We start from the raw sequence: 25,074 nt of genomic DNA, 5'->3' as shown, positions 1-25,074 counted from the left end.
ATGAGTATGCCAGTGTAGTAAGGAATCATTTAAGTGGCTGAAGCAAATCAAAATACAGACTTAATGGTAGGCGGCGGTAGCACAGCCATGAGTCAAACTGATCAACTCGAGCAAGGCGAGCAAAAAAGCTCTCCTTTGGCGATGCTCGGTAATGTTGACGTATTGCGTCAAGTCACCATTATTATTGGTCTGGCTATTGTTTTAGCTATTGTGGTTATTTTATGGTTCTGGGGTAAAGCACCTGACTACCGTCCATTAGGTAATTTTCAAACAGAGCAACTGATCACTACCCTCGATTTTTTAGATCAAGAAAAAATCCCATATCAGCTAGAAGGCAACACTATTTTAGTGGTGGCTGAAGATTATCAACAAATTAAGTTACGCTTGACGCGAAACGGGGTCGGCCCGGTTGATGAAAAAGGCGATGAGATTTTAATGCAAGACATGGGCTTTGGCGTCAGCCAACGTCTTGAAAGTGAACGCTTGAAACTAAGTCGAGAGCGTCAGCTAGCCCTTGCTATTCAAGCCATGAGAAATGTGCAAAAAGCGCAAGTGTTACTTGCAGTTCCAAAAGAAAATGTATTTACGCGTCGTGAACAAAAAGCCAGTGCAACGGTAGTATTGACGGTTAGCCGCGCCGATAGCCTGACCCAAGAAGAAGTGGATTCCATTGTCGACATGGTATCGTCAGCAGTACAAAACCTTGAACCATCTCGTGTTACCGTTACCGACCAACGTGGTCGCTTGCTCAATTCAGGTAGCCAAGACCCGTTAGCGGCTAAAAGCCGTAAAGAATTTGAATTAGAGCGCAAACGGGAAGAGGAATACAAAAATAAAATCGACTCAATTTTAATTCCAGTGGTCGGTTTCGATAACTATACCGCAGAAGTTGATGTGACTATGGACTTCACTGCGGTAGAGCAAACCCAGAAACGCTATAACCCCGATATACCTGCATTGCGTAGTGAGATGACCGTTGAAAACTCAACCGTAGGCGGTGATGGTGCTGATGTTCCGGGGGCGTTAACCAACCAGCCGCCGATGGATGCAAATATTCCTCAAGACGCGACAGGGGGGAATGGCGGAGGCGCACCGGGCAGTAGCCATAAAGAAGCCACCCGAAACTATGAGTTAGACACGACCATTAGTCATTCTCGTCAACAAAGTGGCTTTGTGCGTCGTCTAACTGTGTCGGTTGCTGTTGATTATCAAACTGAAGCCGGCGCTGAAGGTGCAGTCACTCGCGTGCCAAGAACCCAAGAGCAGCTCGCCAGTATTCGTCGCCTATTACAAGGTGGTTTAGGGTTTGATGTGAATCGCGGTGACATTTTAGAAGTGGTGACCGTGCCGTTCAATCGTCCTGAATTGGACAATATCGAGCCACCTCCATTTTGGCAGTCTGATCAGTTTTATCAAATGTTGCGCTTCGGCGGCTCAATGCTGGTTATTTTAATAGTGGTATTTGCCATTATCAGACCTATGCTTAAGAAACTGCTTTACCCTGAGTCGATTGACAAGGAAGATTTTGAAATGGGCGGTGCAGTAGGGTCATTGTCAGGTGATGATGATCTACGGTTAGTCGCTGCAGACTCGGGTGATGAGTTGGATTTTGGTATCAAAGATGGCCATTTCAATTTACCTGATTTGCATAAAGACGAAGATTTAGTGAAAGCGGTTCGGGCGTTGGTGGCCAATGAACCCGATCTTTCAGCCCAAGTAATTAAAGATTGGTTGACCTCTGATGCCTGATGAAAAAAAAGAACCCCAGAAATTTGATATCGCGAGCCTAAGCGGCGTAGAGAAATCAGCTATTTTAATGCTGAGTTTGACCGAAGAAGACGCGGCGCAAATTTTCCGTCATTTAGAGCCTAAGCAAGTACAACGCTTGGGTATGGCCATGGCTTCAATGCAAGATTTCTCGCAAGAGAAAGTGACCGCTGTTCACCGTAGCTTTCTCGAAGATATTCAAAAGTTCACCAACATAGGTATTGGCAGTGAAGACTTTGTGCGTAATGCCCTGACCCAAGCTCTAGGTGAAGACAAAGCGGGTAACTTAGTTGACCAAATTGTTATGGGCAGTGGTGCGCGCGGTTTAGACTCCCTCAAGTGGATGGATGCTCGTCAAGTGGCCAGTATCATTCAAAACGAGCACCCGCAAATTCAAACCATCGTTTTATCTTACTTAGAGCCGGAGCAATCATCTGAGATCATGAGTCAGTTCCCAGAGCGCGTTCGACTCGACTTGATGATGCGGATTGCTAACCTTGAAGAAGTTCAGCCTGCAGCATTGCAAGAGCTAAATGAGATCATGGAGAAACAGTTTGCTGGTCAAGCGGGTGCACAAGCGGCGAAAATGGGCGGCTTGAAAGCAGCGGCCAATATTATGAACTACTTAGACACTAGTATTGAAGGGCCATTAATGGACTCTATTCGCGAGTCGGATGAAGAAATGAGCCAACAAATTCAAGACTTGATGTTTGTATTTGATAACTTAATTGATGTTGATGATCGCGGCATTCAAGCGCTATTGCGTGATGTGGCCCAAGACGTTCTGCAACGTGCCCTTAAAGGTGCCGATGATCAGCTGAAAGAGAAAATTATGCGCAATATGTCCAAACGTGCTGCCGAAATGTTGGCTGATGACTTAGAAGCCATGGGGCCGGTGCGCGTCAGTGAAGTGGAATCAGCGCAGAAAGAGATCCTTTCCATTGCAAGGCGCTTGGCTGACTCGGGTGAAATTATGCTCGGCGGTGGCGGTGGGGATGAATTCCTATAATGTCGCATTCTTCAGAGCACGATAGTAAGCCAGAACTTTGGCAAATTCCAGAGGTAGAAGAGCCCGTTAAGCGCAATACTAACGCCCTTAATATGCCCCCTGATTGGTATCATCAAGAGGTAGAAGAAGAGATTGAAGAGTTGCCTCCGGCGCCACCTTCCCTTGAAGAAATAGAAGCCATACGCCAAGATGCTTACCAAGAAGGATTTGATCAAGGCCGTCTAGCGGGATTTGAACAAGGTGAAGCGCAAGGCAAAGCGGAGGGATTAGTTAAAGGACACACTGAAGGCTTAGCGCAAGGTATTGCTGAAGGCTTAGCGCAAGGCGCGGATGAAATTGCTAAACAATCCGCTATTTGGGCTAAGTTGACGCAAGATTTATGTCAACCCGTTGCTCATTTAGATCAAGAAGTAGAGCAGCAATTGGTCAATTTAGTGCTGCAGCTAACGCAACAGATAGTTAAAACCGAAGTAACCACTAACCCTAAAGTGATCCTCGGCGCTTTAAAGCAAGCCATTGATGTACTTCCTTTTGCGACCCAAACGGCGAAGCTGCATTTTCATCCTGATGATATCGCTATGATTGAAACTGTGTATAGTGCACAAGAGTGTGAAAAACGTGGCTGGCATTTAATTGCTGAGCCAAGTTTACAGCGCGGCGATTGCCAGGTTAAAACGGAATTATCCAGTGTCGATTACCCGTTAGAGATGCGTATAAACCAAGTACTAAAACAGTTTTTGACGCAAAACAATGCACATATGCAGCAAGCTTTAGCGGATGCGCAGCAAGAAGTGCAAGAGATACTGCCTGAGCCACTACCAGAGCGCGATACAAGTCAGGTTAATGAGCAGGAAAATACGGATGAAGTAACCTCTGTTGCCAGTACCGAATCATCGCCCAAGCATGAAAACGTCGAAGAAAATGACGACCCGAATTCATTAACCGAGCCACCCCATGACCCCGCTGGCTAGTCGTTTATCACATTACCAAGCTGTCAATTTAGCGCCTAAGCCTGTTGCTGCCGGAAAATTGACGCGTGTCGTCGGGCTGACACTAGAAGCCATTGGTTGCACCGCGCCTTTGGGTAGCTTGTGTCAAGTAGAAACCATGGAAGGGCTGATTGAGGCCGAAGTTGTAGGCTTTTCCGGCGATAAGCTGTTTTTAATGCCGAGTGAACGTTTGTCTGGTGTTTTACCGGGCGCGCGGGTGATCCCAATGAATGAGACGCAGGGGATCCCCGTTGGTATGGAGTTGCTCGGCCGAGTCATTGACGGTGTGGGTAATCCACTCGATGGTTTGGGCGACATCATGAGCCACGAACGAGCCAAGTACGGCGCCGCTCGCATCAATCCGCTAGCGAGAGACCCAATCCGCCATCCCATGGATGTGGGCGTGCGTGCTATTAACTCTATGATTACCGTGGGTAAAGGCCAGCGTATGGGCCTGTTTGCTGGTTCTGGTGTAGGTAAGAGTGTGCTACTCGGCATGATGACACGCGGCAGCAGTGCCGATGTGGTGGTGGTGGGCTTGATTGGTGAGCGTGGTCGTGAGGTAAAAGAATTTATTGATGATATCTTAGGCGAAGAAGGGCGCGCTCGTGCAGTCGTTATCGCTGCGCCTGCCGATGCGTCACCGTTAATGCGCCTAAAAGGCTGTGAAACCGCGTTGACCGTAGCAGAATATTTTCGCGATCAAGGCTTAAGTGTGCTGCTATTAATGGACTCGTTGACCCGTTTTGCTCAAGCGCAACGTGAAATTGCATTAGCTATTGGCGAGCCGCCAGCCACCAAAGGCTATCCGCCCTCGGTATTTGCTAAGTTACCAGCATTGGTAGAAAGAGCCGGTAACGGCAGCGGCGGGCAAGGTTCGATCACGGCGTTTTTTACCGTATTAACGGAAGGGGATGATTTACAAGATCCCATTGCTGATGCTGCGCGGGCTATTTTAGATGGCCATATTGTACTTGCTCGTGAACTCGCTGATGCAGGGCATTTCCCGGCTATTGATGTTGCTAAATCGATTAGTCGGGTCATGCCTATGGTGACAAGTGATGAGCATCAAATGTTGGCCCGGGCGATTAAGCAAGCTTATTCGCTATATCAAGAAAACAAAGATTTAATCACCATTGGCGCCTACTCCAGGGGCAGTGACCCGCGTATTGATCAAGCCATTAATATTAAGCCAAGGTTGGACCACTTCTTGCAACAACCTATGAAAGAGTCGGTTAATTATGAAAACAGCTTGAGTCAATTGGCTGGATTAGCGCAAGAGTTTGTCAACAGTGGCCAGCAGCGATAATAGTTTGCAGCATTGTTAATCAGCAACGCGTTATTAAGTTGTAAAAGGTGAGATTGATATGTCAGATAAAGCATTGCACTTGGTACTTGAGCAACATATAAAGCATGAACAACAAGCCGCGCAAGAAATGGCACAAGCACAGCAGCAACTTATTGAGTTTCGCCAACAGTTTGCCAACCTGCAAAATTACCGTAATCAATACGTACAACAAATGCATGACAAAGGTGCGGCGGGCTTGTATGCCGATAGCTTTACTTACTATCAAAAATTCATTGTTAAATTAGAAAACGCGATGCAGCAACAGCAACAGGCTTTGCCGCAGGTAATGCATCAAGTGGATGTTAAAAAGCGCAACTGGGTGCAAGTACAAAGTAAGCGCAAGGCGGTTGAATCTCTGCTAGCTAAGCGTAAGCAAGCTGCACAGCACAAGGCGGATAAGCAAGAGCAAAAAATGCTCGATGAATTTTCAAACTTTCAATATTTTCAAAAACACTACTCGCGTTAGTTTTATTATTGGAACGATTATTGCTTTCTTAATGCTTACTGTCGCCTATATTGGCTTTTCGGCAAGTGTTTGCCGCTCGATAATACGGATGTAGCGTATGATGCAATCAGTTCAATCTCAGTTAAATAATGTTTCAGCATCGCAAACGAGTGATTCAGCTGCGTTTGTGGATCAACAAACTGATGCTCACATTGAATTTAAACAAACTTATGAGGCCGCTAAAGCGCGAAAAGCGGAACAAAATGCTGATATTGAAAATGAGCAAGCGGTTAAGCGTAGCAAGCAAGATAAAGAAATTAAGGCGGAAAAAGAGTTTGCGGATAAGCAGGAAATTCATCAGCGCCAAAAGGTTGCCAAGGAACAGGTAACGTCTGACGCTGAGGGTATTGAAAAGCAACCAGTAACAACTGATATTGGCCAAGATTTATTGGCCCAAATCAAGCAGGCAGAGCAACAAGTTCCTCAGGTTACTCATGCTTCCAGCAAAGAGAATACCAAGCCAATCACAGTACTTAATTCAATCAGTCAAGCTTTACAACAAGCTTTACAACCAGATACTAATGATGCAAACAAAGCGACCTTAACGCAGGCAACTAATGATCCCGTTGCTCGTTTGGCAAAAGAAGGGGCATTAGAGGTGTCGACGGGAAAAAATGAAATTGCTCATCCCGATAAACCGATTGCAACGCCTTCTTCTGTTAACCTTAAGGCTGAGCAATCTGATCCAGAACAAACTAAAACCAACTACAGCGAGTCTCTCCTTAATAAACTCAATCTTAAATGGGATGAGCAAGTGGGTGGGTCAGCTGAGAAGTCGCAGTTGACTGAACTAAAAATTAAAACCGAGCAACAAACAATACCAGATAAGAAAGCACTAGCCTCTCAAGAGGCCGCTCTTGAAACCGAAATAGATTCTTTGCTGCTCAGCGAAGAGCAAGTTGAAGCTGCTGAGCAAGAAACCAAAGCAACTGAGCAGAAGGTATCGCAACAGTTAGATGCATTGGTTACTAAAGAAGCTGTCGAACAAGAAACCAAAGTAAGTGAGCAGAAGGTATCGCAACAGTTAGATGCATTGGTTGCTAAAGAAGCTGTCGAACAAGAAACCAAAGCAAGTGAGCAGAAGGTATCGCAACAGTTAGATGCATTGGTTGCTAAAGAAGCTGTCGAACAAGAAACCAAAGCAAGTGAGCAGAAGGTATCGCAACAGTTAGATGCATTGGTAACTAAAGAAGCTGTCGAACAAGAAATCAAAGCAAGTGAGCAGAAGGTATCGCAACAGTTAGCCGCAGAAAACAAACCGACCCAAGAGGCTGAGGCATTAGGGAAGAAACAAGAAGCAGACGAGCTCAACAAACAAAAAAATGCTCATTTAGACGGAGCTGGGCAGCACAAGCAAGATGTAAAAGCGATTGATACCTCATTTTTATCAGGCCGTAATCAAATGAATCATACGAGTGATAATAAAGCACCAATATTGTCTAAAAGTGAGAGTGTTAACGCAGCTAATTCAACATCTAGACCGGTGACAGAAGCGGTTGCCGAAAGCAAAGTTGCGGATGTTGGCTTCGTTGAGTCAGATAAAGAAGCGGATAAGTCTGTCGCAGTTATAAATGCAGGCCTAGCGTCGACAACGGATAAAAGCACAAATGTTACAGTAGAAGGTAAAGGGAATGTTGTTGCAAACGCATCAGCAATGAATGGTGATCCTGATGTTAATACCAAGCGCTCTGATATTAAGCCAAATGAATTTGCCAATATACTTGATTCAACCGTGACCGATAGCAAAGAAAAGCCAGCGTCTTTAGGCGAAAAATTCGAGCCAAATGCAGCTAAGACTCAAGCAAAAGATCAGGCCAGTCAACTCGCTCAGCAAGAGTTAGCGCTGAAAGAAAGCCAGATAAAAGATACAGTCAAAAGCAATCCAAAAGACGTTAATACCGAGCGAGACAATGCCCCTCAGCCGATGAACTTTGTACAACCGACGAGTCAGTCAGCTGCGCCGGTGAGCCAAACTGCGCCAGGGTTGCAACATCACCTGCAACAATTAACCGCTGCGCAAAGCTTGAATGGACAAAGTGCAGCTAATGTAACCGCTCAGCAAGCACAAACCACCAGCCAATTTGAATTAGGACAAAAATTTGAGTTAGCTTCACGCGAAGCGCCAAGTATTATGCGTGAGCGGATCACCATGATGATGAACAAAGGCATAGGTCAGGCTGAAATACGCTTGGATCCTGCTGAACTAGGCAGTATGCATGTTAAACTTTCAATGCAAAATGATCAGTTATCGGTCAGCATTCAAACGGCGCAGCCACAAAGTAAAGAGCTACTTGATCAGCATATGCCTCGATTACGTGAAATGTTAACGCAGCAGGGCATTAACCTAGGCGAAAGCCATGTTAGCCAGCAGCAAAGTGGTTCACAGCAAGGGGGGGAATCTGCTCAAGGGAGTGGGTCAGGGCAACGTCATAGTGGTCAACAATCAAACATAGTTGAGGATTCTATTGCCCCTGGCGTACAAAATTATGTGCAGTCAAACTCAGCAATCGATTTTTATGCTTAGTGAAGCTATGGTCTAAAGCTATTGTTATGCAATAATTAAACTGATTTATTCTTAATGGACTAATGGTATGGCTGACGAAGAAAATGAAAATCTGGAACTGAATGAAAAGAAAGGTGGCAAAGGTAAGTTAATTATTATCATTGTTGCTGTTGTGGTGCTATTAGCGGGCGGTGGCGGTGCCTATTTCTTTTTAGCTGGCTCAGATGACGCCGCTGCCACTGAAGGTGGTAACTCGGAATCGGCGGCACCCAAGGTAGACACCTCAACACTGAAGGCCATTTATGTTGGCATGCCTCGCGCCTTTGTTTTTAACGTGGCGGGTGATGGCCGAGATCGCTTGGTTCAAATCAAAGTTCAATTAATGGTGCGAGGGGTTGATAATGAGAACTTGACCAAACTTCATATACCGTTGATAGAAGGAACCTTGCTAAGTGTGTTTAGTGCGGCGACTGAGGACGAATTACGCAGTGAGTCGGGTAAGAGTGAATTACGTAAAAAGTCACTGCAAGAGGTTCAAAAAGCCATGAATGAGGTGGCCTCTGCGCCAACAGTGGAAGCCGTGTTATTTACAGGTTTTGTATTGCAATAATCCTTAAAGGTGTAATGGATTAATAATGAGCGATCTTTTATCACAAGACGAAATTGATGCCCTGTTACATGGTGTTGACGATGTAGAGGAAGAAGACGAATCCCCCATTGATAATGCCAATGCGGTCAATTTCGACTTCTCGTCGCAAGATCGTATTGTCCGTGGTCGAATGCCAACGCTGGAATTGGTAAACGAACGTTTTGCCCGACATTTACGCATTAGTTTATTTAATATGATGCGCCGCACAGCTGAAGTGTCTATCAATGGCGTGCAAATGCTTAAATTTGGTGAGTATGTCCACACTTTGTTTGTTCCGACTAGTTTAAACATGGTGCGGTTTCGGCCCTTGAAAGGGACTGCATTGATCACCATGGAGGCGCGACTTGTCTTTATTTTGGTTGAAAACTTTTTTGGTGGCGATGGACGCTACCACGCCAAAATAGAAGGGCGGGAATTTACGCCGACCGAGCGCCGGATTATTCAAATGCTGCTGAAAATTGTCTTTGAAGATTATCATGATGCTTGGGCCCCGGTAATGGATGCTGAATTTGAGTATCTAGATTCTGAAGTAAACCCTGCGATGGCTAATATTGTTAGTCCAACTGAAGTGATCGTGGTGAATTCCTTTCATATAGAGCTGGACGGCGGCGGCGGTGACTTCCATATCGCGATGCCTTACTCAATGCTAGAGCCGATCCGTGAATTGCTTGATGCGGGTGTACAAAGTGATAAGGAAGATACCGACTTTAGGTGGAGCAAAGCCCTCAAGGACGAAATTATGGACGTACCTGTTGAGCTTAGCACTAAGCTATTGGAAACCACGTTAAGCCTGCGTGCCATAATGGATTTAAAAGCGGGTGATATTATCCCCATTGAAATGCCAGATACCATGACTGTTTTCATTGAGGATTTACCTACTTATCGCGGTAAGATGGGAAGAACCAAAGACAATTATGCCGTGCGGATCACCGAAAAACTAAAACGGCCTGATTCGGTGAAAACAGAGCTTGAGCTAGTGACCAGACAAGGCAAACGCATTAATAATGATGTTAGCCAATTAGAAGTTTTAGAGGATGAAATAGATGAGTGATGACCAGCAAATGGCCGATGAGTGGGCTGCGGCATTAGAAGAGGCTGAAGGGGGAGCCAAACCCGCTGAGCTTGAAGAATTTGATAGTGATGATAGCCCTTCTATTTCGGCAGAAGAAAAACGCCGACTAGATGCCATTATGGATATTCCCGTTACTATTTCGATGGAAGTGGGGCGCAGTCAAATCAGTATTCGTAATTTACTACAATTGAATCAAGGGTCAGTGGTTGAATTAGATCGCGTAGCGGGTGAGCCATTAGATGTGCTGGTTAATGGTACCTTAATTGCCCACGGTGAAGTGGTTGTGGTAAACGATAAATTTGGTATTCGTTTAACCGATGTTATTAGTCAAACCGAGCGGATCAAGAAACTCAAATAATGAAATTACTGCTACTGTTCTCTAGCTTATTTTTTTCCATGCCGAGTTGGGCGGCTCCAGAGCCGCCCAGTGTCGATGTTATGGCTGTTTTATCGGCTTTAATTTTCGTCATTTTGCTTATTCTTGCGTTAGCGTGGCTATTTAATCAAAGTAAGTTAGGCCGTCACTTTGGCCAGCAAGGGATTAAAGTGATTGCCTCAACTCCGTTAGGGCGAAGAGAGAAGCTACTGGTGGTGCAGCTTGGTGAGCAGCAATATTTGTTAGCGGCGACGGCGCAACAAATTAACCTCATTGATAAATTAGATCAGCCTTGGCAGCCTCAACCCGTTGAATCAGTTAATTTTGCGGAGCAACTCGCTAAAATGATGAAGAAGAAATGAGAAAGATACATCACTGGCTATGGCTAGCGGCTTTATTGTTAATCAGTGGCACCGCCGTCGCACAAACAGGCGCATTACCTGCCTTGACCGTAACCACCGGACCGGATGGTGCGCAAGAATATAGTCTGACATTGCAAGTGTTAGCCTTGATGACGGCAATGAGTTTTTTGCCAGCCATGGTGATCATGATGACGTCATTTACTCGCATTGTGATTGTGATGAGTATTTTGCGTCAAGCATTAGGGCTCCAGCAAACACCATCAAATCAAGTCATAATTGGTATTACTCTATTTATGACTTTTTTTATTATGGCACCCGTCTTTGAGCGGGTAAATAATGAAGCGATTCAGCCCTACCTTGCTGAAGAAATCCCTTTTGCCCAAGCCATAGAGCAAGGTCAAGGGCCATTGAAGGCCTTTATGTTGGCGCAAACGCGGGTGACTGATCTACAAACATTTGTTGAGATGGCCAACATCGATGTGGCAACACCACAAGAGGTACCTATTCATGTATTGATACCTGCTTTTGTCACCAGTGAGCTTAAAACCGCCTTTCAAATTGGCTTTATGGTGTTTATCCCTTTTTTGATTATCGACTTGGTGGTGGCGAGTATCCTAATGGCGATGGGTATGATGATGTTATCGCCTATGATCGTGTCACTACCATTTAAGTTAATGTTATTCGTGCTAGTGGACGGTTGGAACTTGATCATAGGTAGCTTGGCCAGCAGTTTTGGCTTGTAGCCAAAGCATAAGGAGCATTTATGTCACCTGAAGTCTTTGTTGATATTTTTAAGCACGCTTTATGGTTAGTGTTGATATTAGTCTGTGCTTGTATTATTCCTAGCTTGATCATTGGCTTAATTGTATCAGTCTTCCAAGCAGCAACTTCAATAAATGAACAAACCCTGAGTTTTTTACCGCGTTTGATTATCACTATCTTAGCGCTAATGTTTGGTGCTCATTGGGGGTTTAGAATGCTAATGGAGTTCTTTTATAGCATGATTGAACAAATCCCAAGCGTTGTCGGCTAATGAGTTACCCTGCCGATATCGTTATCACTTGGCTATCCAGCTATTTATGGGCGCTATGCCGTATTGCGGCATTGCTGATGGTGATGACAGGCATTGGCGCCAAAACAACACCTAAGCGTATCCGTTTACTGCTTTCTTTAGCCATCACGCTGATGGTTGTTCCCGTTCTACCCGATCCACCGCCTATCCCTTTGTTTTCAGGAGAGAGTGTACTGGTTGTACTACAGCAAATTCTGATTGGTACTGCGGTCGGAACCGTATCGGTTTTTGTTATGCAAACGTTCGTCATCGCCGGACAAGTTATTGCGATGCAAACCAGTTTAGGCTTTGCTTCCATGGCGGATCCGCTCAATGGCCAGACTTCTCCGGTTGTTGGTCAATTTTACTTAATGTTGGTTACGTTGCTGTTTTTTGCCGTGGATGGTCACTTAGTGATGATATACATGATAGTGGAAAGCTTCACGACCTTGCCGATCTCAATGGAAGGTTTATCAGCCTTGCAGTATCAAAAATTAGCGGGCTGGTTAGGCGTTATGTTCACCGCTGCGCTGGCCATGTCTATGTCTTCTATTGTGGCGATGCTGTTGGTGAACTTTTCATTTGGTATTATGACCCGGGCTGCACCGCAGTTAAATATTTTCTCCCTCGGCTTCTCTATCAGTATGCTATTTGGCTTGTTCATTCTCTGGTTAACGATTGGTAATGTTGTTGAGCATTTCGATGCTCAATGGCTGCGTGGCGCCAGTTTAATGTGTGAGTTATTAAATGGCGCTTGCCGACCCTAATACAGTCAATTAATGTCTAAGTTGTTAAATAATGTTTGCTGACCTTAACTCAATGATGGAGCTTTAATATGGCAGAAGCTGACGGCCAGGAAAAAACCGAAGACCCCACGGGGAAAAAGCTCAGTGATGCGCGAAATAAAGGTCAAGTTACTCGCTCGAAGGATCTGGGCACAGCGGCTATTCTGATTATGGCTTCTTTTATCCTGATCATGCTTGGCGACAGCCTTGGCCACGCTTTTATGGTGATGATGACGGACGCATTTACCTTTGAGCGTGAGGCGGTGTTTGATCCTTCACAAATGTTGGTGGTGTTTGCGACTGGGGTTGCAGAAATGGTACTGCCTACGCTAGCAATACTGGTCGCTTTGTTTATTGCGGGAGTGGTCGGCACTATTGCTCTGGGTGGTATGAATTTTAGTACCGAAGCCATGATGCCCAAGTTTAGCAAGATGAGTCCTATGGCTGGTTTAAAGCGTATGTTTGGGACTCAAGGAGTGGTGGAGCTGTTAAAGTCAATCTTGAAAGTCGCCGTTATTGGCTGTGGTGTATGGGGGATATTGCATTTTAGTTTTGCTGATATATTGGTGCTCAGTTCAACTCCATTTCCTTCCAGCGCCGAAGCGGCATTGGACATGCTGCTTTGGATGTTTCTTATTTTATGCATGAGTTTATTGGTTATTGTGGTGGTGGATGTGCCTTATCAAATTTGGCATCAAAAAGAGCAATTAAAAATGACCAAGCAGGAAGTGAAAGATGAGCATAAAGACCAAGATGGTAAGCCGGAAGTAAAAGGGCGAATTCGGCGCTTACAAATGGAAGCGGCGCAGCGACGTATGATGGGAGAAGTCCCTGATGCGGATGTTATTGTAACAAACCCAACTCATTACTCTGTAGCCATAAAATACGACCCAAGTAAAGGGGGGGCCCCCATGGTCGTCGCGAAAGGGGTTGATCAAATTGCCCTTAAAATTCGAGAAATTGCGCGAGAGTATGAAGTGCCAGTAATGAGTTCACCACAACTATGCCGGGCTATTTATCACACTACCGAGCTTGATCGCGAAATTCCCCATGAACTGTTTGTTGCAGTGGCACAAATCCTTGCTTATATCTTTCAACTTGAACAGTTTCGCAAAGGGCGCGGTAAGAGGCCAACACCTTTACCTAAAGAGTTTGATATGCCACAAGGGTTTAAATACTAGAAATTTGAACTAAAGCGAACTTTTATGCTTTAAATTGCCTAACTTCTGCCTCAGCTTATTGCATTAGGCGCACTTATTGCATAGTGTTAAAACGTCATTTTTTTGTCGAACTATGTGAATGAATTTAAAGTCAAATTTGGCTGGCTATTGGCAGCAAAGAGATAAACTGCTCAAAGGCGTGGGTGCGCCGGTGATGGTTCTTGCTACCTTAGGCATGGTTATCCTACCTATGCCTGCGTTTTTATTAGATATTTTATTTTCCTTTAACATTGCTTTAGCGCTTATTGTACTTTTGGTGTCGATTTACACTAAACGTCCTCTTGATTTTGCTTCTTTTCCTGCAGTGTTACTGATTGCAACTTTGTTGCGCTTGGCTTTGAATGTCGCCTCGACGCGGGTGGTGTTATTGGAGGGGCATCAAGGCGGGGATGCTGCGGGTAATGTGATCGCGGCGTTTGGCTCGGTGGTGATTGGTGGTAACTACGCCGTTGGTTTAATCGTCTTCTTAATTCTAATGATTATCAACTTTGTGGTGGTGACTAAAGGTGCAGGCCGTATTTCTGAAGTAAGTGCCCGCTTTACCCTTGATGCGATGCCGGGTAAACAGATGGCGATTGATGCTGATTTGAACGCTGGCATGATAGACCAAGAGCAAGCCAGAGTGCGTCGTGAAGAAGTAACGCGTGAAGCTGACTTTTATGGCTCAATGGACGGTGCCAGTAAATTTGTAAAAGGGGATGCAATTGCCGGTATCCTGATCTTATTTATCAACATCATTGGCGGCTTTATTATCGGTATGGCGCAACATGGTTTGAGTTTTGGCGATGCGGCCGAGATCTACACTTTGCTAACTATTGGTGATGGTCTTGTCGCACAAATTCCTTCATTATTGCTCTCAATTGCTGCTGCGATTACCGTGACCCGTGAAAACCGCTCTGAAGACATGGGTGAGCAGGTAATGGGGCAAATGTTCAGTAACCCTAAAGCCTTAATGATCACCGCGGGTATTTTAATTGTGATGGGGTTAGTGCCAGGCATGCCGCACTTTGCGTTTTTGTCTTTGGGGTTAGGTGCTGCGGGCGGTACATATTGGTTAATGAAAAAGCAAAAAGAGCAAGCCGCACAGGCCTTAGTCGCCAGTGAGAAAAACGTGGCTAGCAGTAATCCTGCCAATAAAACTAAAGAGCTAGGATGGGATGATGTGCAACCCGTGGACACTATTGGTTTAGAGGTTGGCTATCGGTTAATTCCATTAGTCGATAAAAGCCAAGGCGGCGAGCTATTAGAGCGAATCAAGGGGGTGCGTAAAAAGTTATCCCAAGAACTGGGCTTTTTGGTTCCGCCGGTTCATATTCGCGATAACTTAGATTTACCGCCCAGTTATTACAGCATCTCCTTGATGGGGGTGACCAGTGGTCAGGCTGAAGTGCTGCACGATAAAGAAATGGCGATAAACCCCGGTCAGGTATTTGGCACGGTGGAAGGCGTGCCAACCATCGAGCCAGCTTTTCAACTTGATGCACTTTGGATCTCACCGAGTCAGCGTGAGCATGCTCAAGCGATGGGGTATACTGTCGTTGATGCTGCAACCGTGGTGGCGACACATTTGAGTCAAATATTGACTAATCATGCGGCGCAATTGTTAGGCCATGAAGAAGTACAGAATTTATTAGACTTATTAGCAAAAAGTCATCCTAAACTTGTAGAAGGGTTAGTGCCTGAAATTTTACCGCTAGGGGTGATTGTTAAAGTGTTGCAAGGGCTATTGAATGAAGGGGTACCAATCCGTGATATTCGAACCATCGTACAAACATTGTCAGATTACGGCGTGAAAAGCCAAGATTCAGAAGTATTGACGGCTGCTTGTCGGATCGCGTTAAAACGTATGATCAGTCAAAATATTGTCGGTGCGGAGCCTGAAATTCCCGTGATTACCTTATCACCAGAGTTGGAGCAAATTTTGCATAACTCAATACAGGCAGGGGGCAGTGATGGTGCAGGCATTGAGCCCGGGCTGGCAGAACGGATCCAACGCGCATTATTTGAAGCATCACAACAGCAAGAGCTTGCAGGTCAGCCAGCTGTTTTGCTAACGTCGGGCGTATTACGTACCACCCTTGCGAAATTTGTTAAAAATACAATCCCTGGATTACAAGTTCTGTCATATCAAGAAGTTCCTGAAGATAAGCAGATTAGAATCGTTAACTCTGTCGGGCAGTAATCGACAGGAGACTGCAGTATGAAAATTAAACGTTTTTTTGCCAAAGATATGCGTGCAGCTCTGGCTGAAGTGAAGGACATTTTAGGGCCGGACGCTGTGATTATGTCCAACAAAAAGGTCACCGGCGGCATTGAAATTGTAGCGGCGGTAGATTACCAATCAGCCACAGAATCGAAAGCGCAACCACGTGATGTAAAAGAAAATCGTGATTTAAAGGAAGACAGTGTTGTTTTATCTAATCGTCCTCGTGCTAACTCAACCCAGGTGAGCAGTGCTGCGATGGAGCAAGCTAAGACGATTAATGCTCGCTCTGGTCAAAACCTAGCGGACTCACTGTCAGCGCTACTAAACAAACAAGGTAGGGCAACCGCAAAACCGGCTCGACCGAGCGCTAAGCCTGCCACTTTGATGGAGCAAAATGACTGGGAGCAGCCAAAGCCACGTCCTGCGCCAACCAGACCTTTGAAGTCCGCGCCAAGTAATAACAGCAAAGATGATAAAATCTTAGACTCCATGCGTGAAGAAATGGCTTCCCTAAGAAAGTTATTAGAGCACCAAGTTTCTGGTTTGATGTGGCAAGAGCTCGAGCGCAAAGAGCCAGTTCGAGCTATGCTGATCAAGTGGTTGAATAAATGTGGCTTTTCAGACGATATTTCGGATCAGTTAGCCAGTTGTATACCGGAAAGTTGTTCACCGGCTGAAGCTAAGCAATACTTATCCCAGCTACTTGAAGATCAAGTCTCTATTGGCGAGAACGAAATTCTTAAATTGGGCGGCGCAGTGGCCTTATTAGGACCAACGGGCGTAGGTAAAACCACAACTATCGCTAAATTAGCGGCGCGTTTTGCCATGGAACACGGTCCTGAGCAAGTGGGCTTGATTACCACGGATACATATCGTATTGGTGCTCATGAACAGCTGGCAACTTACGGCAAGATTTTAGGGTGTTCGGTTCGTGTCGCCAAAGATGCAGATGAGCTATCTGATATTTTGTATCAGATGCGAACCAAGCGATTAGTGTTAATTGATACAGCCGGAATGGGGCAACGAGATGTTCGGTTATCTGAGCAACTGGAAACTTTAATGAAAAACTCGCGCGTACGCATTCGCAGTTTTCTGGTTATCCCGGCTACTTCTCAGCGCCGAGTTGTACAAGAAGCCATCGAACACTTTCGTAGAATACCCTTATCTGGTTGTATTCTCACGAAACTAGATGAAAGTTTGAGTCTAGGTGAAATACTAAGTGTTACAATTAAGCATGCTTTACCCATTTCATATATTACTAATGGTCAAAGGGTGCCTGAAGATATCAAAATAGCCAGTGCCAAATATATGGTGTCCAGCGCGCTAAGTTTAATGGAGCAGGAAATGGCGAAAGACCAACATCAGTGGTATAGCGAAGCAGATGACTGCCACACTTCGGAGTATTATGAATAAATCGATGTTAAATGATCAGGCGAGTGGGCTGCGAATGATGAAAAATAACAAAGTTAAAGTGATTACCGTGACGGGTGGCAAAGGGGGCGTTGGTAAAACGAACGTCACCTTGAATTTAGCCGCCTCTCTCGCTGCTCAAGGCAAACGTGTGTTAGTGCTAGATGCCGACTTAGGGTTGGCCAATGTGGATGTATTACTCGGCCTGCGCGTAACTAAAAACCTTTCCCATGTGTTATCTGGCGAGTGCACCTTAGATGAAGTGATCATTGACGCTCCCCAAGGGATGAAAATTATACCTGCTACGTCAGGTACTAAATCCATGGTGGAATTAACGCCAGCAGAGCACGTTGGCCTAATTCGGGCGTTCAGTGAACTGCAAACGCCAATTGATGTGTTGTTAGTAGACACTGCCGCGGGTATTTCAGACATGGTGCTTAGCTTTGCTCGCGCGGCACAAGATATTGTTGTGGTGGTGTGTGACGAGCCCACGTCAATTACCGATGCTTATGCCTTAATCAAGTTGTTAAATACGCAATATGGCGTGTTTCACTTTAAGATTGTCGCTAATATGGTTCGCAGCTTACGCGAAGGGCAAGAGTTATTTTCTAAATTAACGCGTGTGACCGACCGCTTTTTAGATACGGCCTTAGAGTTAGTCGCCTGTATTCCATTTGATAATAATGTTCGTCAATCGGTACGCAAGCAAAAATTAGTCGTGGAATCATTTCCTAAATCTCCTTCATCACTGGCGTTTAGAGCCTTATCCAGTAAAGCGATAACTTGGCCTGTGCCGAATCAGCCAGGTGGGCATTTAGAGTTTTTCATCGAAAAACTGCTTGATAACACAGCGGCCAAGAGAGAGAAAATTAGTGAGTAAAGTCCATGCCTACACCAGTCAAGTTCAGCCGAATGAACTGGTTGAACGCTATGGAACCTTAGTGCAACGGATTGCACATCACTTGATGGCAAGGCTGCCAGCAAGTGTGCTGGTAGAAGATTTAACTCAAGCGGGCCTGATTGGCTTACTTGAAGCCAGTCGAAATTTTGACGCGAGCAAAGGAGCAAGCTTTGAAACGTTTGCAGGTATTCGTATTCGTGGCGCGATGCTCGATGAGATGCGCCGCGGTGATTGGGTGCCAAGAAGTGTACACAAAAATAGTCGTCTTATTGCCCAAGCCATCGATAGTGTTGAGAAAGAATTAGGCGCTGATGCTAAAGACAGCGATATTGCCAATAAACTACAAGTGAGTGTTGACGATTATCACGCCATGCTCAGAGATGTAAACAGTGGTAAACTAATCGGTATCGAAGACTTGGCCGTAGGCCAAGATTCCTTGCCATCGAGTGAGCTGGATGAAAATTCGCCATTTGAAGGGGTTTTTGAAGAAAAATTTCAGTATGACCTCGCATCTTGTATAAAATCCTTACCCGAACGCGAAGCCCTTGTATTATCTTTATATTATGATGAAGAGCTAAATTTACGTGAAATTGGTGAAGTGTTAAGTGTCAGTGAGTCAAGAGTAAGTCAAATACACAGCCAAGCTATTCACCGGTTAAAAGGGCGAATGCTTGATTGGCAAACTTAGTTCTGTCGATATGATATTAAGTAACTATACTGATTTGTAGTATGTTATAGAACACTTCAGCACAAAGAGTTGAGTACTAACCAACTGCCATTTGAGGAGAATAAGTTGGATAAAAATATGAAGATTCTGATTGTTGATGATTTTTCAACAATGCGAAGAATAATTAAAAACCTATTGCGTGATCTTGGATTCAACAATACCCATGAAGCGGATGATGGTAGCACAGCGTTACCGATGCTGAAGAATGGGGATTTTGAATTTCTTGTTACCGATTGGAATATGCCGGGTATGCAAGGGATTGACTTGCTAAAAGAAGTGCGTAAAGACGAAAGTCTACGTCACCTTCCTGTGCTGATGGTAACGGCTGAAGCCAAACGCGAACAAATTATTGAAGCTGCACAGGCAGGGGTCAATGGCTATATCGTTAAGCCATTTACTGCTGCTACATTGAAAGAAAAGCTCGATAAAATTTTCGAACGACTTCAGTAAGGGGGCGTGATGACAAGCACCAACGAAGCACTGCTTTCGCTTGAGCAAGCACAGCATTTGGTTGAACTACTTGAGCTTGGCGAGGTTGCACAGGCGAATTCTCTGATTTCTGGTGTACTGTCTGATCCTTCTAAGAATGAACTATTTGAACAAGTTGGTTTATTGACGCGTCAATTACATGACTCGCTAATTGATTTTCAAAACGACAATCGCTTATCTGAATTAGCAAATAGTGAAATACCAGATGCGAAAGATAGACTAACTTACGTGATAGAAATGACGGATAAAGCGGCGAACCGAACCATGGATGCTGTGGATGAAAGTTTGCCGTTAGCCGATCGGCTCAATGAGAATATTCAACAGGTCCTACCCGGTTGGAATAGCTTGATGAATCGAGAAATCGAACTGGTTCAGTTTAAGGAGCTTTGTCACAAGTTAGACAAGATCCTTAAGGATTCAGAGCAAGACGCCGATAAGTTAAGGCACTTATTGACTGAAATTTTAATGGCTCAAGATTTTCAAGATTTAACGGGTCAGATGATCCGGCGCGTTATCACTTTAGTTCAGGAAGTGGAAGTGAAATTGGTTGAAATGCTGACGATGTTTGGTGAGATTGAACAAAAGCCAAAACAAAGCGATACCGATTCACCTCGAACATCTGGGATTGAAGCTGAAGGCCCGATAATGAATGCCGAGTCGAGAGATGATGTCGTTTCGGGACAAGATGATGTTGATGACTTGTTATCAAGTTTAGGATTCTAGGAGTAGCGCATGGGCTTTGAGGTCGATGAAGACATTTTACAGGACTTTTTGGTAGAAGCTGCCGAGATACTCGAGCTGCTTTCTGAGCAATTGGTTGACTTGGAAAAGCAGCCTGATGACACCAATTTACTGAATGCCATATTCCGTGGCTTCCATACCGTTAAAGGGGGCGCTGGCTTTCTTTCTCTTACTGAATTGGTAGATTGTTGTCACGGTGCAGAAAACGTGTTTGACACGTTACGTAATGGCGGTCGCCCTGTTAACTCTGAACTAATGGATACTATCCTCGAAGCCTTGGACTGTATTAATGAAATGTTCGCTCAGGTGCAAGCGAGAGAGCCCTTAACGCCCGCTCCTCAGGCAATTCTTGATGCCATGCACAAATTGAGTCAGCCCGCTGGAGCAGAGCCTGTAGCAACCCCTGAGCCGCCTGTGGCCAAAGAACCCGTAGCCGCTCCTAAGCCAGAGCCTGTGGCAACACAGGCAAGCAATGCAGCGGGTGATGCCGGTATAGATGACATCACCGAAGACGAATTTGAACGATTACTCGATGAGTTACATGGCAATTCAAGCCCATCGAAAGCCGCAGCGGCACCCAGTGTCAGCTCGGGCGATATTACTGATGATGAGTTTGAATCCTTATTGGATGAGCTTCATGGTAAAGGGCAGCACAAAATCGCAGCAGCTCCCCCTCCTGCCGATGATAGTGTTATTGACGATGATGAATTCGAGCGTTTACTTGATGAATTACATGGCGCAGGGCAAAGCCCGACTGTAACCAGTACGCCTGAGCCAACTGCTCCTGCAGCGGTACCAGAGGCAGCGCCGGTTGCTGCTACTCCAACAGCTGCTCCAGCCGCGGTTCAGCCTCAAGCACCTGCTGCCGCTGAAAAACCAGCAGCAAGCCGAAATCCACCGCCTCAAGGCGAATCGACAGTACGTGTTGATACACGTACCTTAGACGAAATTATGAATATGGTGGGTGAGCTGGTATTGGTGCGCAATCGCTTAGTGAGTTTAGGTATTAACAGCAGTGATGAAGCGATGGCGAAAGCGGTCGCTAACCTTGATGTTGTTACTGCTGACTTACAAGGCGGGGTAATGAAAACCCGCATGCAGCCGATTAAAAAGGTATTCGGCCGTTTCCCTCGAGTGGTTCGGGATTTGGCGCGAACACTGAAAAAAGACATTAACCTTACCCTGGAAGGTGAGGAAACAGATTTAGATAAAAACCTAGTAGAAGCGCTTGCCGATCCGCTGGTTCACTTAGTGCGTAACGCGGTGGACCACGGTGTAGAAATGCCTGATGTGCGTGAGCAAAATGGCAAACCGAGAATGGGGCAAATCAAATTATCCGCTTCTCAAGAAGGCGATCATATCTTACTTGTTATTCAAGATGATGGCGCTGGGATGGATGCTGAAAAGCTCAAAAGTATCGCTATCAACAAAGGTATTCTAGACCCTGATACTGCGGCAAGAATGTCGAATACCGAGGCCTATAACCTGATTTTTGCACCGGGCTTTTCGACCAAGGTTGAGATTTCTGATATTTCAGGTCGCGGCGTGGGTATGGATGTGGTTAAAACCAGTATCACTCAGCTAAATGGTGCTATTCATATAGATTCAAATTTAGGCACTGGTACGCGTTTAGAAATTAAAGTTCCGCTAACGCTAGCGATTCTGCCAACACTAATGGTATTGGTCGGTAAGCAAACGTTTGCTTTGCCATTGACCAATGTAAATGAAATTTTCCATCTTGATTTACGCAAGACCAATATCGTGGATGGTCAGCTAACCGTTATTGTAAGAGAAAAAGCCATTCCGTTGTTTTACTTACAAGACTGGTTGATCAGAACTGGGGCCGCTCCTAGCCGTAAAAAGCGCGAAGGCTTAGGTCACGTGGTGATAGTGCAACTGGGCATGAAACAAGTTGGTTTCGTAGTCGACAGTTTAATCGGGCAAGAAGAAGTGGTGATTAAGGCCCTTGATGACTTATTACAAGGTACGCCAGGTATGGCGGGTGCCACCATAACCAGTGATGGTGGTATTGCATTAATTCTAGATATCCCAAGTTTATTAAAGCATTACGCATAATGCTTAGAAGTTGAGAAGGTAGATGTCAATAAAGGTATTAGTAGTAGACGATTCGAGCTTCTTTAGAAGACGTGTAAGTGAAATAATCAATCAAGATCCGATGTTAGAGGTAATTGATACCGCTAAAAATGGCCGTGAAGCTGTTGAAATGACTCAGCGGCTTAAACCTGATGTGATTACGATGGACATTGAAATGCCAGTGCTAGATGGTATTTCAGCCGTTCGTGAAATTATGGCGTCTACTCCCACGCCTATTTTGATGTTTTCTTCTTTAACTCATCAAGGAGCAACGGCGACATTAGAAGCCCTTGAGGCTGGCGCTTTAGATTTTTTACCGAAAAAATTTGAAGACATCGCACGTGATAAGGAAGAAGCCATACATACCTTGCAGCAGCGAGTAAAAGCGATTGCAAGGCGTCGTGTCTTTTCGCCTCGAGCAACAACAAACCTTCGCTCCTCGGCATCAGCTAGTTCAGCTGCTGCATCTGAGGCGCTAAGAAAACCAGAACTAAACACCCGAACGGTATCTCCTTCCGTACGCACTACCGCGACCAACGAGGTACGCAGTGCGCCGGTAAAATTCAAGCGTACCGGAAAAAGTTACGATATTTTAACTATAGGTACTTCCACCGGGGGGCCGGTCGCGTTGCAAACGGTGTTAACTGCTTTACCGGCTAACTTTCCGTTGCCTATATTATTGATTCAACATATGCCGGCTACTTTTACTGCTGCATTTGCTGCTAGGCTTAATTCTTTATGTAAAATTAAGGTTAAAGAGGCTCAAGACGGTGATCCCATCGTTAAAGGGCAAGCCTACCTTGCCCCTGGTGGTAAGCAAATGCTGGTTGAAGGCAGAGGGGCCAGCGCGCGTATTCGTATTATTGATGGTAATGATAAAGTTAACTATAAACCTTGTGTTGATATTACGTTTGCATCATTAGCGAAGCTATATCAAAGCAAGGTATTAGCTGTTGTATTAACCGGGATGGGCGCCGATGGCCGCGATGGTGGCAGAATGTTGAAAAACATGGGGGCTACTATTTGGGCACAAGATGAGAAAACGTGTGTGGTGTATGGTATGCCGCAAGCGGTTACAAAAGAAGGGATATCCTCTGAATCACTGCCACTTGATAAAGTGGCTCAGCGCATCATGACGGAATTTTCCTAATGGATATCTTGGGGCTATTTGGTTTATTTTTAGCATTTGCCTCATTGATAGTTGCAGAGTCATTCACGGGCGGTAATCTTTCATTTTTACTTAACCTTGCCGCTTTTGTGATAGTTGTGGGTGGTACGTTAGGAGCCGTTCTTTTCCAGTCTACTGCCGATCAGTTTCGTCATGCGGTAATGATGCTCCCTCAGTTAGTGAATCCCCCTGTTTATCCAATAAAACGTCAAATTCTTGATTTAAAGCAGTGGTCATCGACCGCGAGAGCGCAGGGTTTTTTAGCCTTGGAGTCGACCATTGAAGAAAAGAAAATGGATGACTTCACTAAGAAAGGCCTCACCATGATTATTGATGGGATCGATGCCGTCACGCTACGCAGTGTATTAGAGCAGGAAGTCGATCTTAAGCAAGAATACTATGAGCGTAGTGCCAAGGTATATGAGGCGATGGGCGGCTACAGTCCGACGGTGGGGATCATTGGCGCGGTCATGGGTCTAATTCAAGCCATGTCCCATATTGATGATCCAAGTGTGCTCGGCCGTGGCATTGCGGCTGCTTTTGTAGCAACTATCTACGGTGTCGGCTTTGCTAACTTTATTTTTCTTCCCATTTGCCACAAATTAAGAGCGCTCAACTACAAGCAGGCACTTTATCATGAAATGACCATTGAAGGACTTGTGTCCATTGTTAATGGTGAAAATGCGCTGGTGATAGAGCGTCGGTTAGAGTCTTTTTCTATTGAGAGTCACTAAACATGACTCGGCGAGCTAAAAAAAAACATATTCCAGAACATAACCACACTGAGCGTTGGTTGGTTTCTTACGCTGATTACATGACCTTGATGTTTGCATTATTTGTCGTTCTTTATGCCGCTGCCACGGTTAATGAAGATAAATACAAGGTTGTGATAGAAAACTTTTACTCGGCGACAAAAGAGTTTTCAAAGCATGTCGAGGTGTCAGATAGCGAAGGCATTTTAACCAATGAAGCTGATGAAACAATCGAAGAACAGGGCGCTGGATTATTAGAAGATGCCGGCTCAATTGTTGATGGTGGACAAGACCTCTCGAATTTAGATCGGAACAAATTAGGCGCACCGCTCACCTCCCTTGAAACTGAATTAAACGAAAGCCTGTTAAAAGAGCTAGAAAACGGTCAAGCCAGCGTTACCCTTGATGGAGATTGGCTAACCATTGATATTAGTAGCGGGATTATTTTCCCCAGTGGCAGCGCGCAAATCTCCAACGCATCGACGCAGTTACTCACTCGTATTGCCGACATTTTGTTACCAGTAAGCAACTTTCTAAGAGTGAGGGGTTACACCGATAATCAAAAAATTAATAACGAGGTATTTTCCTCTAATTGGGAGTTATCGGTCGCAAGGGCTACCAGTATATTACGCTTATTGGAGCAAAATGGTATCAATCCAGCCCGTTTAGCGGTTGAGGGTTACGGTGAATATTATCCTATTTTTAGTAATAATGATGCTGCCGGAAGGCGCAAAAATCGCCGAGTGGTGATTGCGTTATCTAAGTATGCTTATGAGCCTCTAAGCACGGAGCTTCCTTCGGCTAACACATCCAGTAATGTCACCACAGAGGCGACGATAGAGCCTATACTTTCAGAAGCAGCGGCCGATACAGATGATGACGGTGAAAGTAAAATCATTGAAGTAGAGCTGCCCAATGGCGGCTTAAGAATAACCACACGACAGGAATAA

The 25,074-nt window shown here is 45.2% G+C and carries 24 protein-coding genes; all 24 read left to right on the top strand.

The annotated features are described in order from the left end of the window. Positions 1-33: 33 nt before the first annotated feature. The 24 genes from fliF (at position 34) to K6Y31_RS11980 (ending at position 25,074) form a co-directional block, all read left to right on the top strand. Positions 34-1,749, top strand: a complete 1,716-nt coding sequence (gene fliF / locus K6Y31_RS12095) for a flagellar basal-body MS-ring/collar protein FliF (RefSeq protein ID WP_233053069.1) — start codon at positions 34-36, stop codon at positions 1,747-1,749. After that, entirely contained in the window at positions 1,742-2,776 is a 1,035-nt protein-coding gene (gene fliG, locus K6Y31_RS12090) for a flagellar motor switch protein FliG (RefSeq protein WP_233053068.1), read from the top strand. Before fliF ends, fliG begins: the two co-directional genes overlap by 8 nt. Next, the gene (gene fliH / locus K6Y31_RS12085) at positions 2,776-3,747 is read left to right on the top strand and encodes a flagellar assembly protein FliH (RefSeq protein ID WP_233053067.1); all 972 of its coding nucleotides are present in this window, start codon (positions 2,776-2,778) and stop codon (positions 3,745-3,747) included. The genes fliG and fliH overlap by 1 nt, the downstream gene beginning before the upstream one ends. Continuing rightward, positions 3,731-5,074, top strand: coding sequence for a flagellar protein export ATPase FliI (fliI, locus tag K6Y31_RS12080; RefSeq protein WP_233053066.1), 1,344 nt, complete (start codon positions 3,731-3,733; stop codon positions 5,072-5,074). The genes fliH and fliI overlap by 17 nt, the downstream gene beginning before the upstream one ends. A 58-nt stretch (positions 5,075-5,132) precedes the next feature. Then, positions 5,133-5,579 carry a flagellar export protein FliJ gene (gene fliJ / locus K6Y31_RS12075; protein WP_233053065.1) on the top strand — a complete coding sequence of 149 codons (447 nt, stop codon included), beginning with the start codon at positions 5,133-5,135 and terminating at the stop codon, positions 5,577-5,579. A 97-nt stretch (positions 5,580-5,676) separates the two neighbouring features. Continuing rightward, on the top strand, positions 5,677-8,142 hold the full coding sequence (locus K6Y31_RS12070; protein ID WP_233053064.1) for a flagellar hook-length control protein FliK: 2,466 nt from the start codon (positions 5,677-5,679) through the stop codon (positions 8,140-8,142). A gap of 67 nt (positions 8,143-8,209) precedes the next feature. Further along, on the top strand, positions 8,210-8,731 hold the full coding sequence (gene fliL, locus K6Y31_RS12065) for a flagellar basal body-associated protein FliL (RefSeq protein ID WP_233053063.1): 522 nt from the start codon (positions 8,210-8,212) through the stop codon (positions 8,729-8,731). A 25-nt stretch (positions 8,732-8,756) separates the two neighbouring features. Further along, positions 8,757-9,821 (top strand): flagellar motor switch protein FliM, encoded by a 1,065-nt coding sequence (gene fliM, locus K6Y31_RS12060; RefSeq protein ID WP_232800393.1) that lies wholly within the window; start codon positions 8,757-8,759, stop codon positions 9,819-9,821. Next, positions 9,814-10,200: a flagellar motor switch protein FliN gene (fliN, locus tag K6Y31_RS12055; RefSeq protein WP_233053062.1), complete on the top strand. Its 387-nt coding sequence runs from the start codon at positions 9,814-9,816 to the stop codon at positions 10,198-10,200. Before fliM ends, fliN begins: the two co-directional genes overlap by 8 nt. Beyond that, the gene (fliO, locus tag K6Y31_RS12050; protein WP_233053061.1) at positions 10,200-10,580 is read left to right on the top strand and encodes a flagellar biosynthetic protein FliO; all 381 of its coding nucleotides are present in this window, start codon (positions 10,200-10,202) and stop codon (positions 10,578-10,580) included. The genes fliN and fliO overlap by 1 nt, the downstream gene beginning before the upstream one ends. Further along, positions 10,577-11,323 (top strand): flagellar type III secretion system pore protein FliP, encoded by a 747-nt coding sequence (fliP, locus tag K6Y31_RS12045; RefSeq protein WP_233053059.1) that lies wholly within the window; start codon positions 10,577-10,579, stop codon positions 11,321-11,323. Before fliO ends, fliP begins: the two co-directional genes overlap by 4 nt. A gap of 20 nt (positions 11,324-11,343) precedes the next feature. Further along, positions 11,344-11,613, top strand: a complete 270-nt coding sequence (gene fliQ, locus K6Y31_RS12040; protein ID WP_233053050.1) for a flagellar biosynthesis protein FliQ — start codon at positions 11,344-11,346, stop codon at positions 11,611-11,613. Continuing rightward, the gene (gene fliR / locus K6Y31_RS12035; protein WP_233053047.1) at positions 11,613-12,398 is read left to right on the top strand and encodes a flagellar biosynthetic protein FliR; all 786 of its coding nucleotides are present in this window, start codon (positions 11,613-11,615) and stop codon (positions 12,396-12,398) included. Before fliQ ends, fliR begins: the two co-directional genes overlap by 1 nt. 68 nt (positions 12,399-12,466) lie before the next feature. After that, the gene (gene flhB, locus K6Y31_RS12030; RefSeq protein WP_233053040.1) at positions 12,467-13,597 is read left to right on the top strand and encodes a flagellar biosynthesis protein FlhB; all 1,131 of its coding nucleotides are present in this window, start codon (positions 12,467-12,469) and stop codon (positions 13,595-13,597) included. A 118-nt stretch (positions 13,598-13,715) separates the two neighbouring features. Then, positions 13,716-15,818: a flagellar biosynthesis protein FlhA gene (flhA, locus tag K6Y31_RS12025; protein WP_282560169.1), complete on the top strand. Its 2,103-nt coding sequence runs from the start codon at positions 13,716-13,718 to the stop codon at positions 15,816-15,818. Positions 15,819-15,836: 18 nt separating this feature from the next. Further along, positions 15,837-17,255 (top strand): flagellar biosynthesis GTPase FlhF, encoded by a 1,419-nt coding sequence (flhF, locus tag K6Y31_RS12020; RefSeq protein ID WP_233053033.1) that lies wholly within the window; start codon positions 15,837-15,839, stop codon positions 17,253-17,255. A 4-nt stretch (positions 17,256-17,259) separates the two neighbouring features. Then, entirely contained in the window at positions 17,260-18,132 is an 873-nt protein-coding gene (locus K6Y31_RS12015; protein WP_282560171.1) for a MinD/ParA family ATP-binding protein, read from the top strand. Next, on the top strand, positions 18,125-18,841 hold the full coding sequence (locus K6Y31_RS12010; RefSeq protein WP_233053032.1) for an RNA polymerase sigma factor FliA: 717 nt from the start codon (positions 18,125-18,127) through the stop codon (positions 18,839-18,841). The genes K6Y31_RS12015 and K6Y31_RS12010 overlap by 8 nt, the downstream gene beginning before the upstream one ends. Before the next feature lie 105 nt (positions 18,842-18,946). Beyond that, a complete protein-coding gene (gene cheY, locus K6Y31_RS12005; RefSeq protein WP_232800403.1) occupies positions 18,947-19,330 on the top strand; it encodes a chemotaxis response regulator CheY in 384 nt (127 codons plus the stop codon). A 9-nt stretch (positions 19,331-19,339) separates the two neighbouring features. Next, positions 19,340-20,092 (top strand): protein phosphatase CheZ, encoded by a 753-nt coding sequence (locus K6Y31_RS12000; protein ID WP_233053029.1) that lies wholly within the window; start codon positions 19,340-19,342, stop codon positions 20,090-20,092. Between the two features lie 9 nt (positions 20,093-20,101). Continuing rightward, positions 20,102-22,186 (top strand): chemotaxis protein CheA, encoded by a 2,085-nt coding sequence (locus K6Y31_RS11995; RefSeq protein ID WP_233053027.1) that lies wholly within the window; start codon positions 20,102-20,104, stop codon positions 22,184-22,186. Between the two features lie 22 nt (positions 22,187-22,208). Beyond that, positions 22,209-23,354, top strand: coding sequence for a protein-glutamate methylesterase/protein-glutamine glutaminase (locus tag K6Y31_RS11990; protein ID WP_233053015.1), 1,146 nt, complete (start codon positions 22,209-22,211; stop codon positions 23,352-23,354). Continuing rightward, a complete protein-coding gene (locus tag K6Y31_RS11985) occupies positions 23,354-24,106 on the top strand; it encodes a flagellar motor protein (RefSeq protein WP_233053013.1) in 753 nt (250 codons plus the stop codon). Before K6Y31_RS11990 ends, K6Y31_RS11985 begins: the two co-directional genes overlap by 1 nt. Positions 24,107-24,108: 2 nt before the next feature. After that, a complete protein-coding gene (locus K6Y31_RS11980; protein ID WP_233053007.1) occupies positions 24,109-25,074 on the top strand; it encodes a flagellar motor protein MotB in 966 nt (321 codons plus the stop codon).

This window comes from Motilimonas cestriensis (assembly GCF_021295315.1).
Classification (GTDB): Bacteria; Pseudomonadota; Gammaproteobacteria; order Enterobacterales; family CBDFNC01; genus Motilimonas; species Motilimonas cestriensis.
This window is presented reverse-complemented; position numbering and strand designations above follow the sequence as displayed.

Coding starts and splice junctions, on each gene's coding strand:
- fliG (WP_233053068.1), top strand. CDS start 1,742: ATGCCTGATGAAAAAAAAGAACCCCAGAAATTTGATATCGCGAGCCTA.
- fliH (WP_233053067.1), top strand. CDS start 2,776: ATGTCGCATTCTTCAGAGCACGATAGTAAGCCAGAACTTTGGCAAATT.
- fliI (WP_233053066.1), top strand. CDS start 3,731: ATGACCCCGCTGGCTAGTCGTTTATCACATTACCAAGCTGTCAATTTA.
- fliJ (WP_233053065.1), top strand. CDS start 5,133: ATGTCAGATAAAGCATTGCACTTGGTACTTGAGCAACATATAAAGCAT.
- K6Y31_RS12070 (WP_233053064.1), top strand. CDS start 5,677: ATGATGCAATCAGTTCAATCTCAGTTAAATAATGTTTCAGCATCGCAA.
- fliL (WP_233053063.1), top strand. CDS start 8,210: ATGGCTGACGAAGAAAATGAAAATCTGGAACTGAATGAAAAGAAAGGT.
- fliM (WP_232800393.1), top strand. CDS start 8,757: ATGAGCGATCTTTTATCACAAGACGAAATTGATGCCCTGTTACATGGT.
- fliN (WP_233053062.1), top strand. CDS start 9,814: ATGAGTGATGACCAGCAAATGGCCGATGAGTGGGCTGCGGCATTAGAA.
- fliO (WP_233053061.1), top strand. CDS start 10,200: ATGAAATTACTGCTACTGTTCTCTAGCTTATTTTTTTCCATGCCGAGT.
- fliP (WP_233053059.1), top strand. CDS start 10,577: ATGAGAAAGATACATCACTGGCTATGGCTAGCGGCTTTATTGTTAATC.
- fliQ (WP_233053050.1), top strand. CDS start 11,344: ATGTCACCTGAAGTCTTTGTTGATATTTTTAAGCACGCTTTATGGTTA.
- fliR (WP_233053047.1), top strand. CDS start 11,613: ATGAGTTACCCTGCCGATATCGTTATCACTTGGCTATCCAGCTATTTA.
- flhB (WP_233053040.1), top strand. CDS start 12,467: ATGGCAGAAGCTGACGGCCAGGAAAAAACCGAAGACCCCACGGGGAAA.
- flhA (WP_282560169.1), top strand. CDS start 13,716: ATGAATTTAAAGTCAAATTTGGCTGGCTATTGGCAGCAAAGAGATAAA.
- flhF (WP_233053033.1), top strand. CDS start 15,837: ATGAAAATTAAACGTTTTTTTGCCAAAGATATGCGTGCAGCTCTGGCT.
- K6Y31_RS12015 (WP_282560171.1), top strand. CDS start 17,260: ATGTTAAATGATCAGGCGAGTGGGCTGCGAATGATGAAAAATAACAAA.
- K6Y31_RS12000 (WP_233053029.1), top strand. CDS start 19,340: ATGACAAGCACCAACGAAGCACTGCTTTCGCTTGAGCAAGCACAGCAT.
- K6Y31_RS11995 (WP_233053027.1), top strand. CDS start 20,102: ATGGGCTTTGAGGTCGATGAAGACATTTTACAGGACTTTTTGGTAGAA.
- K6Y31_RS11990 (WP_233053015.1), top strand. CDS start 22,209: ATGTCAATAAAGGTATTAGTAGTAGACGATTCGAGCTTCTTTAGAAGA.
- K6Y31_RS11985 (WP_233053013.1), top strand. CDS start 23,354: ATGGATATCTTGGGGCTATTTGGTTTATTTTTAGCATTTGCCTCATTG.
- K6Y31_RS11980 (WP_233053007.1), top strand. CDS start 24,109: ATGACTCGGCGAGCTAAAAAAAAACATATTCCAGAACATAACCACACT.